This window comes from Rhodococcus sp. P4_E4, assembly GCF_056401575.1.
Window position 1 is genome coordinate 1 of record NZ_JBFUJB010000045.1, and the last position, 13,093, is coordinate 13,093.

Sequence of the window (13,093 nt, forward strand, 5' to 3'; positions counted from 1 at the left end):
CACGCGATCGAACCAGCCGTGGAGAACCAAGACTTACGGATATCAGATCGGCTGGTCTACAGAAGATTTCGACTGGGCCTGTCAGATTCACCGCGGAACACTCGACGCTGCCGGGATCGAGTCCCTACAGCAGCAACTACACCCCGGACAGTCGATTGTGGGTACGCCTGAACTTGTCTTCGCCGGTACCGACGGGCCCTGAGCAGGGTGGGTGATGTTTGCGAAGTTGATAGAAGCACTCGACCTGGTGACAGGGGAGCGACTCTACCGACTCTCAGAAAGGCAGCCACATGACCGAAACAGCCGCTCCCACACGCTTTGTCGTAATACCCCGCACCGAAGAACGCGGCGGATACGAAAACAAGTGCTTCACCCACTACGTCCAAGACAACCGCGGCCGCTACTGCCTACGCGGACCGATGGTCCAGTCGGACGCGGAATGGCTCGCGAACAAGATGAATACACAGTTGGACTAACCAACAGGCAAGGCCCGCACCGGATTCGGTGCGGGCCTCACTGCTGCACTCCTACGCCGGGGCAGGACGCTCCGGCATCTTCATCATGATCAATTCCGCGCCATCCTTGTACCGGTACGCCCACCGACCATCCGAAGTCAGCACCGGGCCGGCCCCGGCCCTCGTCCGGGGCCGGGCTCCACCCTTGAACCTCATCCGGTTCTGCACTCTCGCTCATCTCGCTATTGTCTCAACCTCCGAAAACCGGCCGAAACCAGTACAAACCCGCGCACAGTAGAGCAATGAGCGCCGCCACCGGAAAGCCAGTGCCGCCGATGCTCGCCACACTCGGGCATCCACCCACGGGAGAGCGCTGGGCCTTCGAGTCGAAATGGGATGGCCAAAGAGCCATCACCACAACAGGTACCGAGTCGCCCGTGCTCTGGTCGCGCAACGGAAACAACATCAGCGCATCATTCCCCGAGATCGTCGATGCACTCCGCTCTGTGCTCGATCACCGAGAAACCGTCCTCGACGGGGAAATCGTCGCACTCGGACCTGACGGTGTCCCGTCCTTCTCCCTGTTGCAACGCCGCATGCACGTCCTGCGACCCACCGCTCAGCTCCGCAACGAGGCCGTGACCTCGTACTACGTGTTCGACATCCTCGACATCGACGGCACCTCCACCACCGATCTGCCCTACCTCGAGCGCCGCGAAGCGCTCGCCAACCTCAGCCTCGAGCACCCGCGCATCAAAGTCCCGCCGCACTGGCTCAACGTCGACGGCCCGACCATGCTCGAGGTAGCCCGTAAACATCATCTGGAAGGTATAGTCGCCAAGAATATTGCCTCGATCTACCAGCCTGGCAAGCGATCTCGGGATTGGATCAAAACGCCTCTGAGAGCTAATTGTGAGGCCGTAGTGTGCGGCTTCCTCCCCGGATCGGGAGGTGCGGCAGGAGGAGTCGGATCGCTGATCCTCGGCGCCCACGACGATTCGGGGGGCCTCAGATATATCGGAAACGTTGGTACGGGCCTGACGGATCGGCAGCGCCGCGAACTGCGCGACAAGCTCGTCGAGCTCGAACAATCGATCAGCCCGTTCACCGTCGAGCCGCCGAGAGCGGTCACCCGCAATGCTTCCTGGTCAAGACCTGTCCTGGTCTGCGATGTGGAATACAGGGAGTTCACCGGCGGCAGCCTTCGGCATCCATCCTTTCGGGGGCTGCGCAACGACAAAACCGCCGATGAAGTCAACCTGGATTTATTCGACTAGATGCAACATAGCCGCGTCGGTGCGGCTGTCGTTTGCCCAGGAATCTCAACCTACGACAGTCATGGTCGAGTGGCGTCGAGCGCGGCGGATCATCAGGTACTAGATGCATCAATGTTGCAATGGATGCAACTGTTCTCTGCCAGAACTGAATTCCCTCAGGAAATGCCGTTTACGGTGCATCCGACCACTTGGCTTCGTCCTCTGCGTTGTAATGGGTAGGGGCGATAGGGCTTGAGCCGGGAGGCAAGGTGGTGGAATTGCGGATCATCGTTCCTGAGGAACTGATCATGGACGGGGTAGTCGATATTCCGAGTGTGGGCGACCATGTCGAGTACACAATTGCGTTCCGACAAGCGGGGGCAGCGACGCCTCCACGCTTCTGCACCGACGTTGAAGCGCGAGTGGAACAGTTGAACGAGGGCCGATTGTCGCAAGATTGGATCGACTCCTGTGGGCAGAACCACCCGGGGACGTACGCGATGTTGCTCTATGGAGATCGGTGGTGTGCCTATTTCCGGTCGACCACCCCTTACGAGGGTGTTGTGCAGTTGTCGGGGGTATTCGAGGCCGACTGGGCTGGGGTAATCCCTGCCGAAGCGCAAGTCGCTGGAACGGTTGTGGATCGGCAACTGATCACCCGGACCAGCTCGCCTGATACCGATGGCAGACATCGCGTAGGGGTCGACGTTCTCGGACCCGTCAGAGAAGGTCAGAGTGGGTTTAGGTCCGGGTTGGTTCCTGAGATTCCCATCCCTGCGGACCCTCGGGGCTGGAGCAGTGCGATGCTTCCGCCGCGAGATGGCCCCTGGGTCAGGGAAATCGGGATACTCGTCGATCTGACGCTGACGTGATTGCGTGGGGTGCCGGTGGTGAGGAACGCGTCTCAACCTCCTGGCGATCAGCTGGTTCGGTAGCGTGCGTCCATGAATGTTGAAGAGAACTGGCGCAGGCTCCACGATTGGTGTCTGAGGGAAGCTCCGGTTACGGCTGCCGCGATTGATGCGCCGGCGGACACAAGTGTCATCGACTCGGTGGAAGCCGCGACGGGAAGGAAGTGGCCGACTGAGCTTCGGACGTGGTTCGGTTTGCAGAACGGAAACCCCGACGGTGGGCATTCGGCCTTGATATTTCCGGAGTTTCAACCGTTCCCATTGGACCGCGTCCTTTCGGTGTGGGAATCGATGACAGGCCAGTGGGCGGAGACGACGACAGCTGTCGGCGGCATCACTTTGCTTGATCAGCCGGCCGGAACTGTTACCGGCACATACCTGTCTGCGTACATTCCGATAGCCGGCAACATTCGCGGAGATCTGCTGTTCGTCGACACCCGGTCCGGGCAAGCCAGCGGATGTGTACGCGAATTTCTCGGAGACAGTGCTGACCAGGGAACTACCTGGCCATCCGTCGCCGCACTCTTGCAGGATGTCGCTTCGTCGTTGGAGCACGGACAACCGTGCGGCGGTTGGGTTCCGAGTGTGGACGAGGGCTGGTTGAGTTGGGATTTCCCCTAGGTGCCGAGTTTTCGGACATCTGCATCCGGTCGGCGGCGGAATACGATCTTGTAAACACCCGGGGCGAGAGGATCACAACATGTCGGAACGCATCAATTCCGCCTACGTACGGTCCACTCCGCAGTGGGATGCACACGTGCTGCGCAGTGGACAGGTCCTTCGACTGGCCGGCGACGACATCCCGGATCCGAGACTGGCAACGCAACTTGACGCCCTGAACCGTCCTGAACGATCCCGCACCGAACAACTGATTCGTAGCCGCGATCTTCCCGACGATCGAAAGGTCCCTCAGGGGGATACGGAACTTCGCGCGTCATACGACATAGCTCTGCACTTCAAGACCAACTCAGACATCGATCTCCGGTTGAACAGCCTGCGATTGTTCCGCACCGGGCTGGCTTTTCATGTCGTGGCCCACGAAACAACAGTCGAACAGATGCCATCTCTGAACCAGCCGAGCAACGAACAGATGAATTTCGGATCCCGGATCAAACCCGGTGAACCGCACAGAATTCGACTTATTGTCGACACCATCACCGGGCCTATTCTCGCGAACTCGACCCACCCCGGCGACTACCCCGACGACCCGAACGAGCCGTGGTTGTACAGTGGCCGTTCGTGGCGTGGTATCGCCGAGAACCTGTTCGGCATCACCACCGGCGGCGAATACTTCCTCAGCCCGCCGCCTCAGGGGCCATTGTGGATCACCGTGGCATATCCCGAGTTCGGCCTGGCCCCGACAACGATCGAATTCGAGTTACCGCAATTGCTGTGAAGGAATACTGCACGTTTCGAATACTGCACATCCGCCAGTCGACCTTCCCGGTCGGCACTGAGCATGTTGTTTGAAGATGCGCTATCCGGGAAAGAAATCCAGTTATGAGTACAGCTGAACAGACCTATCATCCGGGACAAAAAGCGCCGGTCAGCGGCTTCTACGAATGCGACTGCGGTGACGCTCGCCGGGTCAGCACCGATGTTGCCGGCCACGTGTTGCCGCCGTTGCCGCAGGGTTGTTCGGGCGGGGTGTGGCGGTTGAAAGAAGCTCGCCCCCAATAGAGGCAGATGACGAAGCCGCCGGCACCGAAATGGTGTCAGCGGCTTCACAGGGTCGGTGCCCGTCTTGCGCCTCTCGGCAAGTGGCCGCTCGAAGCGGCATTTCTGGGGTGGTACCCGGGGCAAAGAACCGAACACCGACAGCCTCTACAACGAGCATCCCCGCAGAGTTATTCCGAGCCGCTGACCAGTGCAACAGGTCATTTTCGGGTGATGATCGTCCGCAACACGAAGCGGAACACCACCGCGATACCGGCTCCGACAGCGACACCTGCCACCACGTCGGCTAGAAGAACCCCGACAGTGACACCGAGAACGGTGGCGGCAGCGACCGCTAATGCAACATCGGCAGATGCCGGCCGAGGACCGTTGATCGCGCTACCCCTTTCCCTGCTTGTGACGTCTTCGCAGAGATCATCACACGACACCTGAGCGTGGAAGTCGGACCCACACTGTTCAATGGGACAGGAACCGGTTAACAGGAGGTCAGGCCATGTGCGGTCGCTACGCCAACCGAAGCTCAGATAAGGAATTGCAGTCGTTCTTCGACACTATGCAGACCGTGGGCGATGAACTGCCCCCGTCGTACAACGTCGCACCCACTCAGCCTGTTCGCGTGATCCTCGAACGAACGCTGCACGAGGACCCTGACCCCGGTCCTCAGCGCCAGCTCAGGACTGCCCAATGGGGCTTGTTGCCGGGTTGGTCAAAAGACCGGAAGATGGCGTCCAAGCTGATCAACGCCCGCAGTGAAAGTGTCACGGAGAAGCCGTCGTTCAGAAATAGTGCTTCCAAACGGCGCGCCATTATCCCGGCCACGGGATATTACGAGTGGATGAAAAGTGAAGCAGGGGCGAAGATTCCCTACTTCCTTCACGGCAAGGACAACATCCTCGCGATGGCCGGACTGTACGAATTGTGGCCCGATCCTGAACTGCCCGAAGATGATCCGAACAGGTGGGTATGGACCTGTACAGTCCTGACTCGGCCAGCCAGCGATGCCACGGGACACATCCACGACAGGTCCCCGCTGATCCTGCCCGAATCGTTCTGGGAACACTGGCTCGATCCGAAACTCACCGACAAAGGTGAAGTCCAGGCCATGATCAACTCCGTGCCGGAGCCGCACCTCGAACCGTACGAAGTCTCGACCACTGTGAACTCTCCGGGGAACAACGATCCGAGCTTGCTCGAGCCAGTGGCCCGACAGTAGCGATCTAGACCTCTTTCGATACGGTTCTGATCGAACTTGTGTTCGAGTATCCTGGGTGTGCGAGAAGTACGCGCGGATCCAGGAAAGCGGGGCGACGATGAACCAACAGCCCCACTCATCAGCAACAACGGTGCTGACCAAAGCGGAAAAGCTCGAACAGCTACGCCGCAAGATGGCTTCGATTCCTGCCCGCTCGGACGGCACCGAACCCGCTACGCCGTCGGTGATGCTCAAAGCCGTCGGCGAAAAAGAGCCGACTCCGATCGTGGCCACGGCGCAATCAACCCTCAGGATGCTTCCCGTTCCGGGCCCGATCGGTGATCTTCTCCCACGCGGCGGTTTGGCCAGAGGAACCGTCGTCAGCGTCGACGGCGCAGCATCGGTCCTCATTGGACTACTCGCCACCGTCACCGCTGGTGGAGGACACGTCGCCGTGATCGGAATGCCCGGCCTCGGACTTCTCGCCTTCCACGAGCACAAAGGTCGCCCTCGTGTCCCAACCAAAGGACGCCGAAATCGACTGCGCCGCAATTCTGCTGGAGGGTTTCGACGTCGTTGTCCTGGGCCTCGCCGGTGGCTCTGTGACGCCCTCACGGGGAAGAGCGGTCGCTGCACGTGCGAGGAGTAAGGGATCGCTGCTCATAGTCACTGAGGGGCAATGGGACGGTCCGGATCTGCGGATCTCGTCTCGCGTCTCCGGGTATTCGGGATTATCAGCGGGGAGAGGGCGAGTGACCGGCGTTCAGCTCGACGTCGCGGCCGCCGGCAAGGGATTCCAGCAACGCACCGGACGCATGGAGATCCGCGACGAGAGCGGACAACTTCGCTGGGCCGCCGTCGACGACAACAGCCTCGCCGCGACACCGCCATTGAGGGCTGCACAGTGATCAACACCGACCACTGGACCGAACGCTGGCCCGATCACCCCGTGATCAGGACATTTGACCCACCGAGGGCAGTGAAAATCGACATCTTGTAGACCAGGTTTGAACGTGTCCAGTGTCCAGTAGCTGGTCGGCATAGTGTTAGGTATGCGGCGATCTCGTACAGGGCTCATATCGGCAGTTTTGGTCGCCCTTCTGGCAGTGGTCGGGGTGATCGCCTTCCGCGTCCTCGACGATCGACGCGCCCCCGCAGCGTTGCCATCGGGAGTGGCGGTCGATCACGCGACATGTTTGGCGCCGGAAGTGCTCGCGGCCGCGATCCCTGTGCCGGTCCAGCCCCCGGAGTCGTTACCGGACCCTCTACCTCCTGCGGGCACGGTTCCTGACAACTTCGAGCCGACATCCGCAGTTGTGTGCCAATTCCTCGAATACACAGAGGATTCGAGCGAGGCAGTCCTTCTACAGACAACCAGGAGGGGAGACATGACGCATGTAGTCGCGCAGTTGAATCGAGAGTCGCTCAAATCGCCGTGGTTCGGTGAGTGCCCCACGGCCTCAAGCATTCCCACACCGGTGGTGTGGTTGGTTGACGCCACAGGAAACGCTGTCAGGGTTGCTTTTCCCGTCGATGGAACATGTCGACTACCACTCCCGGAGGCGTACGAGGCAGTGATGAATCTCGCGGTGCACGACGATCAGATCTACCGTCTTCCGCTCAAATTGTGACGCCGGAGGGTTGCATGCCTGATAGCTGGCTTGCAACCCTCCGACCTGGGGATGTGAAATCTATTCCGTGGTGAACGGGTCGACCGGATCGGCGATCGCGTCACGCATGACGGTCACTGCTTCGGGTTCGTTCGCTGTTCCACCTCGTTGCTGTGGAGCTTCTTCGATGGCCTTGGCCTCGTCGACGGGAATCTCTTGCTGGCCCGCGAATGCGATGACGGTGTAGAAGTTTACAGCCGGGTCGAACACGAGTGAGAGCACGTATGCAGATCCGACGTCCAGCAGGGGAACATCGTCGAGGATCGTCAGGGTGTTGGTGTCCTCGGAGATTCCACCAGTCTGCGAAACGATAATCTCCTCGCCTACATCACCTTTCAGAACAGAATTGACGTGAATTTTGTGTTGGGTTTCGGGGATGGCACCCATCCTGGACGTGGAGACCAACTTTTCGGTGACTGTTCCCACGACGACGGTATCGGCTTGAAATGCCACCATCTGCGGGTTGGACACGTCGTACGGGAATAGGCCGTCCACCGTGTCGACTTGATAGGGCGCCGTAACGGCTGGAGCAGTTTGTCCAACCGCAGAGCTCGAAGGCGGCGGACTTGAACACGCTACAGAGAATGCAGTGACCGTGGCGAAGGCGAATATGGCCGTGGCGGGTTTCAAGATGTGACGTCTTGTCATGGGAAACTCCACATCTGCTTGAGAGCGGTTTTGTCGACGATGTTCAGCTGAGTGACATCGCTGCTGACCGGGTCCATTACGGCCGTTTTGCAACTATGTCCCATTCCCAAAGCATGCCCGAATTCGTGAGTGACGACATTGTTGCGTCGAGACGTGGTGTTGAATACGCCGTCCCCGTCCAGGTAAGCGTCATTGAACACAATGGTCTTTTGGCCCTTGCTGTAAACACCGACGTTTCCGCCAGGGACGTTGACATCGCTGATCGTCACATTAGCGAGATTCGGATCCGAGGACGGGTTGACTTGCACCAGTCCTTGTCCGTTCCACTGGGAGCGCATGGATGCGACAGCACTGGTGTACTTCGTTGTTCCCTTGTACGTCAGCGTTTTCAGTGCACTACTGGCGGACTCGTTGCCAGGATTGATGAACGAATCGTCCGCGCCCGAGGTGAGGTATTTGTTTCCGTTGAGGAAGGTTTGCCCTAAGCCGCCGTATACGGTGTTCGCGGTCGTGTCCGACGCGCATTGGTAGGGATCCGTGGTTGGGAATCCGTAAGGTCCGGTTTCCCATCCGCTAGCGCCCCACTGTGCCCGAAGATCGCCCTTCGTTACATACGCGGCCAAGGCGCCGTTTTGGTAAGTGATCGCTCCACCCTGGAAGTTGTTGTAGCGGCCACCGACAGCTGCCTCTTCCGAGGTGACCGGGTATCCGAGGTCTCCCTTTTCATATCCAACGGCCGGTGCAAGGTATTTGGCCAGGATGAGCCCTCCGACTTGACGGCCACGTCCGGGATCGACCGCCGCGGTCCAGAAAATTCGATTTGAGTAACCGAATTCCTGCCACCGCCCTTCGCCCGACCAGCCGGCGAGCAGTTCATCGCTGGTCGGTTCCCCAATTCTGGACGATCCGTTGGGGTTGAGGAAACGGATAAATTCCTGCTCGATCGAACCGAAAATCCAATGCCCATTTCGGTACTGATCCGCGTGTGCAACACCGGGTGCTGCCAGCAGGGTTGCGACGATGGCCGAAAAGATGACGAATGGTGTCATCAAACGCGAGCGGGCGCGCGGCCAGCGGTGAATCTTCAATGGAATGTCCTTCCGCGTGAATGGAACATTGCTTCGAAAACCAAACCGTTTGGTGTGCTAAACCTAAATCAGTGATTTGGAATCGAATCGAAATGCTTCATTGCGAAGGGATAACGATTTGACGGCTAAGGTTTTGTTCCAAAATCGTCTATCGGCGCGTTGCCCGCCCGTTCTGCTTTTGTGGTCTTGATGAGCCACTGGTCATTGTCCAGTAGTGCACAAGACATCGGCCGCGCCCTCCCGCTCGGACGCGGGGGAGCATCACGCGCCGATCACGTGAGCATGCGCGTCAAAACATCCGCGCTCTACATGTCCGGATACCTCGACGGCATTCTCAAATTCTGGGCGAGAATGCACGACGGGCAATGGCTGGCAGGGGTGACCGTGTACGTCACCGATGCGGGCGGAACCAACCTCGTCGAAATCGACATGCTCGTGACAGCCGACGCCATCACCGAAGTGCCGGCCACCTCCTGAGCGAACCAAAAGGGCCGGTGAGCAATGCACTCACCGGCCCCACGCGTACAAACTCGACCTATGTCACCAGTTCTGGAGGATGTAGATGTTGTTGTTCCAGATCGCAGGATCGGTGAGCGAGAAGGAGATTTCACCGCGGTGGGACGCTGTTTCCTCGACCAACTGATCGATGCTGGCGTAGACGTACTGGCCGTCACCCTTGTAGATCGAGCCTTCGCCGAGGGCGATGCTCCAGTAGTCGTTCGGAACAACCTCGAGGAAATCCGCGGCATTGGTGTCGGCAATGAATTGAGTTTCGTTCGGATCGAATCGAATGCCGACATACCCGTTGCCGGAGTACGGGGTTGCGGCAGAAGCGGCACCCGCACCGAGGAGAGCGACAGCACCGGCTGCGACCGGGACCAACAGCGCAGCTACAGCTATACGTGAACGGGACATCGAAACCTCCTGTGACGCGAAGGCTGCATCGACCGCAACCAACTTGATGTAACTGACGGTATCGCAAAAGCCGGTAACTGAACATTTGCCGCAACATGACGTCGGTCACATCAGCGGTAGCGGAAAGCCCCGCAATCTGGCCATTCATACTTTATGACTAGGTGAAACAAGACTTTTCGCCCTTAAGTGCGGATGCGGAAACGGTCCGTTTGCCGCTTTCAGTTCCATATGAGTAAATGCCTGGCACTCAACCCGGTCGGTCGGATCACCTACTGCATCCGCCTGCCCGGCGGCCCGGCCACCTGCGGTGTCCCCCGAAGAGAACTCCGCTTCGCTCCGTTCCGGAAAAGCGTTTTATTTGTTTTCCCTTCTGGCCTTCCGATTTTGACCGGCGGTGACCTGCGCGCAACCGCTGACTCCGCTTCGCTCCGGCCTTCGGCGCGAAAGACTTTTTCAACCCGCACTCGCAAGCTCGCAGAAAAACTCTTCCGCTCACCAATTGCACTCCGGCCCCCTAATGCCGGTCCAACTCTCCTATGCCAGAAGGGCAAAAAAATTGGCGGGGCACGGGATTGGTCCCCAGCCACGAACGAAAGGTCACCGATGAGCGAGGACTACGACTACACCGAGGGCGACGACTACAGCGCGGCAACCATCCATTACGCCGGACTGACTTGCGGGTGCGGTGACTACTCCTGCCCTCGCATGCACGACGACGCCGCGCAGTGCGTCAACGCCGAGTAACGACAACCACCCATTAACCTCGAGCAAAGGAAAAAACGATGAGCAACGAGACGAACTGCGATTGCGGCCAAACCTCCTGCCCTGCAATGGCAGACGGCACGCAGATGTGCAGCTACCCGGACCCCGGCGACTACGCCTGCACCGCGCAAAGAGCTGGCGACGAGGACTGCATCTGCGGTTGAGCGACGACCCGCCACCCACCACCACCACAAAGGAGCCCCACATGAGCACCGAAACCGACACCCTCGCACCCGCGCTCGGGATGCGGAGCTCACACCTCAGTAGAGCACGGCCGTGTGAGCGTCCCAGATATCGGCCATGCCCTGGACGAGTTTCAATGACAGTGAGGTCAGAGATTCATCAGCGAAGCCCCCCGGGTACGGCCAGATGAAGGTGCTCAGTAAGGAACCAGCTCCTGCCATACCCCCGAAATTGATGAGAATTTCGATGTTTCCGTCGTCGGTGAACAACCTGAGTTGATGCCCGAATGAGAGTGGGTAGATCCCGCCTGCGGCATCAGGAGACTTTCTGCTCTCGATCATTGCGGCTTCGAGGGAGGTCGCTGTCTGAGGGGTGATGACCTGACCACCATTCAAGGCCAAAGCCTGCTCGACCGCGACGCCGTCGGGAAGGTCATTCCTCACGGAGCGATACATGTCGACGTCAAAGACCGGATCAAACTTTCGAAGGAACTGCAGTGACCGCGCTGCCAGCGCTGCGGTGACCGATTCGGCTTCCGGCGGTCCCTTCCGCGCGATGACTTTGACGGTCAACCCGGACGTCGGATCGAGGCGTAGAGATGAGACTGACAACGTCACTCCTACTCGAAGACGATCGGCCAATCCGAACAGGCTCTGGCGCTACACCGGATACCCGAACGCTGCGCGTACTGCCACGATGTCGGCGGCAGCGACCTCCATTGGCTTGTCTCCCAGCCGGATCAACGTGCCAGTGGGCAGTTCCTCTACCACCGCAGATTGGGGCAGCATGCTGCGATCGAGTGTGATTCCGGAATGGAAGTACGTCTCCCATCCCACCTCGACCTCGCCTTTCGACCGATTCTGAAGTTTCCTGTAGTCGCCGATGCTCCATCGAGCCCGATCCGGTTCCCAATGTTCGACGATCACTTTCATGATCGCGTCTCCGATGCCTGGGTCGAGCAACCGTCGCAGTTCGGAGGGAACATCCTTTTCCGTCGGCAACGCCACCTGAACACTGTTGGGTGCACTGGTTTCCACGCCGCCGACCCAGGCGATGATCGCCCGCGCGGTTCCGTCTTCCGGCGACAAACTGATGCTGTAGCCCGGCCCCGGGGTATCCGAGTATCCCATCTCCCCGGAGCGGGAGTGCTCGAAGATTCGCACCAACCCGTCCACACTGAGATCCGCAGTACCTCGACTTCGCTGCTTCGTATTCACCCACGGCAATGCCCAATCCGGGTCGATCGCTTCCAGGTCGTCGAGGAAGGCCCGCATCGTCTGCGCCACCTCCTGACTCGTCTGCACCCGCGTGCCCCAATATCCGATCACTGTCGGCCATCGCCCGACTATGCTCATCGCCCCGTCCTTTCCAGCCATTGCGTAATAGTCTCCACCGTCACACCGACGACATCTGCTTGCTCGAAACCTTCCCTGGCGAGTTCAGCGTATTGCTCGTTGAGCATCACCCACACGAGCTCCGCGTCCATGCCAGCTTGTGCGAGGGCAGCAAGCTGCGCCCGTGCCGTATCAGGCCACTTCACTCGCCAGGTATCAGCGAACCACCCTGTGAGGCGAGGTTCACCGTTCCGGTCGAAGATGAACTCGTAGATGTGTTTCGCGTCGACGATGACGTTCATGTCCGGGAACCACCCGTCGAATTTGAGCGCGCCGTTCTTCGCGGCATCGAGCGGCAAGATGAAGGCGAACTTGCCGTCCACCAACGTGACGAGTTCCTGAAACACCCGATACGGCTTCAACTTCCGAGCGGCGTCGTATCGGTCACCTTCCTTCGCTTCACCCCACACACCGACATCGGTGCTATCCCGATCACCGATGATCCTGGACTGCAGCGTACGCAGATCCAACGGGCCGACTCCTTCGACCTCCACGATGTCCGGCGGTGTTTCCCCGGGTGCGAGTTGCGGTGGTTTTTCTCGTGCGAACGGCATCCACCACAACGGATCCTGTTCAACCCCTGGCCCTTCCGGGCTGTCAGGCTGTGTGGGAGGCATCGTGACCGCGGGTCGCTGCGTCGGATCCTCGATGACGCCGGGGCTGGGAATGGTGCTCGGATCGGTGGCGAAGGGGTCGAATTCCGGTGGGCCGGGTTGCTGTGGAGCGCCGGGAGCATCCGGATTCACCGGCACCTGGCCGACATCGGGCAGAGTCGGCTCACTCGGTTCCTCGACGTGACCTGGCGAGGGAACATTCGGGGTAGAAATTCCTGGTGTCAGGTTCGGCCCTGGATCACCGATCTCCCCCGGCGTGGATGGTTCCCACTGGCCGCGGTCGGGATCGCCGGGCGAAGCGGGTTGCGAGGGTTCCGGAATCGTGGGA

General features: G+C 59.6%; 15 protein-coding genes and 3 pseudogenes. 11 read left to right on the forward strand and 7 right to left on the reverse strand.

From position 1 onward, the window contains the following. From AC1DVN_RS30480 to AC1DVN_RS30505, 6 genes and pseudogenes are all read left to right on the forward strand, one after another. A pseudogene (locus AC1DVN_RS30480) lies at window positions 1-202 on the forward strand (hypothetical protein); the annotation flags it as partial. Window positions 203-290: 88 nt separating this feature from the next. Beyond that, entirely contained in the window at window positions 291-476 is a 186-nt protein-coding gene (locus AC1DVN_RS30485) for a hypothetical protein (protein ID WP_477994791.1), read from the forward strand. A 281-nt stretch (window positions 477-757) separates the two neighbouring features. Further along, entirely contained in the window at window positions 758-1,732 is a 975-nt protein-coding gene (gene ligD, locus AC1DVN_RS30490; protein ID WP_477848196.1) for a non-homologous end-joining DNA ligase, read from the forward strand. A 923-nt stretch (window positions 1,733-2,655) separates the two neighbouring features. Continuing rightward, the gene (locus tag AC1DVN_RS30495) at window positions 2,656-3,243 is read left to right on the forward strand and encodes an SMI1/KNR4 family protein (protein ID WP_477848194.1); all 588 of its coding nucleotides are present in this window, start codon (window positions 2,656-2,658) and stop codon (window positions 3,241-3,243) included. A gap of 79 nt (window positions 3,244-3,322) precedes the next feature. After that, a complete protein-coding gene (locus tag AC1DVN_RS30500) occupies window positions 3,323-4,018 on the forward strand; it encodes a hypothetical protein (RefSeq protein WP_477848192.1) in 696 nt (231 codons plus the stop codon). 104 nt (window positions 4,019-4,122) lie between these two features. Then, window positions 4,123-4,302: a hypothetical protein gene (locus tag AC1DVN_RS30505; protein ID WP_477848190.1), complete on the forward strand. Its 180-nt coding sequence runs from the start codon at window positions 4,123-4,125 to the stop codon at window positions 4,300-4,302. Between the two features lie 197 nt (window positions 4,303-4,499). Here AC1DVN_RS30505 and AC1DVN_RS30510 read toward each other — a convergent pair whose 3' ends face one another. Next, on the reverse strand, window positions 4,500-4,727 hold the full coding sequence (locus tag AC1DVN_RS30510; RefSeq protein ID WP_477848188.1) for a hypothetical protein: 228 nt from the start codon (window positions 4,725-4,727) through the stop codon (window positions 4,500-4,502). A 65-nt stretch (window positions 4,728-4,792) separates the two neighbouring features. Between AC1DVN_RS30510 and AC1DVN_RS30515 the strand changes: the two genes are divergently transcribed. The 3 genes and pseudogenes from AC1DVN_RS30515 (at window position 4,793) to AC1DVN_RS30525 (ending at window position 7,122) form a co-directional block, all read left to right on the forward strand. After that, a complete protein-coding gene (locus AC1DVN_RS30515) occupies window positions 4,793-5,512 on the forward strand; it encodes an SOS response-associated peptidase (protein WP_477994792.1) in 720 nt (239 codons plus the stop codon). Between the two features lie 97 nt (window positions 5,513-5,609). Further along, a pseudogene (locus AC1DVN_RS30520) lies at window positions 5,610-6,399 on the forward strand (hypothetical protein). 144 nt (window positions 6,400-6,543) lie between these two features. Further along, window positions 6,544-7,122: a hypothetical protein gene (locus AC1DVN_RS30525; protein WP_477994794.1), complete on the forward strand. Its 579-nt coding sequence runs from the start codon at window positions 6,544-6,546 to the stop codon at window positions 7,120-7,122. A 60-nt stretch (window positions 7,123-7,182) separates the two neighbouring features. Here the strand turns inward: AC1DVN_RS30525 and AC1DVN_RS30530 are convergent, their stop codons facing one another. Continuing rightward, window positions 7,183-7,656 carry a hypothetical protein gene (locus AC1DVN_RS30530; protein ID WP_477848182.1) on the reverse strand — a complete coding sequence of 158 codons (474 nt, stop codon included), beginning with the start codon at window positions 7,654-7,656 and terminating at the stop codon, window positions 7,183-7,185. Between the two features lie 149 nt (window positions 7,657-7,805). Next, the gene (locus AC1DVN_RS30535; RefSeq protein WP_477994796.1) at window positions 7,806-8,897 is read right to left on the reverse strand and encodes a matrixin family metalloprotease; all 1,092 of its coding nucleotides are present in this window, start codon (window positions 8,895-8,897) and stop codon (window positions 7,806-7,808) included. Window positions 8,898-9,086: 189 nt separating this feature from the next. On the opposite strand from AC1DVN_RS30535, the gene AC1DVN_RS30540 reads away from it, so the two are divergent. After that, the gene (locus AC1DVN_RS30540) at window positions 9,087-9,374 is read left to right on the forward strand and encodes a hypothetical protein (protein ID WP_477848180.1); all 288 of its coding nucleotides are present in this window, start codon (window positions 9,087-9,089) and stop codon (window positions 9,372-9,374) included. Window positions 9,375-9,437: 63 nt separating this feature from the next. Here the strand turns inward: AC1DVN_RS30540 and AC1DVN_RS30545 are convergent, their stop codons facing one another. Next, a complete protein-coding gene (locus AC1DVN_RS30545; protein ID WP_477848178.1) occupies window positions 9,438-9,812 on the reverse strand; it encodes a hypothetical protein in 375 nt (124 codons plus the stop codon). Between the two features lie 603 nt (window positions 9,813-10,415). On the opposite strand from AC1DVN_RS30545, the gene AC1DVN_RS30550 reads away from it, so the two are divergent. After that, complete coding sequence (locus AC1DVN_RS30550) at window positions 10,416-10,556, forward strand: hypothetical protein (RefSeq protein ID WP_474339071.1); 141 nt, start codon at window positions 10,416-10,418, stop codon at window positions 10,554-10,556. A 278-nt stretch (window positions 10,557-10,834) separates the two neighbouring features. Here AC1DVN_RS30550 and AC1DVN_RS30555 read toward each other — a convergent pair whose 3' ends face one another. The 3 genes and pseudogenes from AC1DVN_RS30555 to AC1DVN_RS30565 form a co-directional block, all read right to left on the reverse strand. After that, complete coding sequence (locus tag AC1DVN_RS30555; RefSeq protein ID WP_477848174.1) at window positions 10,835-11,368, reverse strand: hypothetical protein; 534 nt, start codon at window positions 11,366-11,368, stop codon at window positions 10,835-10,837. A 48-nt stretch (window positions 11,369-11,416) separates the two neighbouring features. After that, the gene (locus AC1DVN_RS30560) at window positions 11,417-12,133 is read right to left on the reverse strand and encodes an Imm52 family immunity protein (protein ID WP_257207367.1); all 717 of its coding nucleotides are present in this window, start codon (window positions 12,131-12,133) and stop codon (window positions 11,417-11,419) included. Continuing rightward, window positions 12,109-13,093: pseudogene (locus AC1DVN_RS30565) on the reverse strand (hypothetical protein); the annotation flags it as partial. The pseudogene AC1DVN_RS30565 and the gene AC1DVN_RS30560, both read right to left, overlap by 25 nt.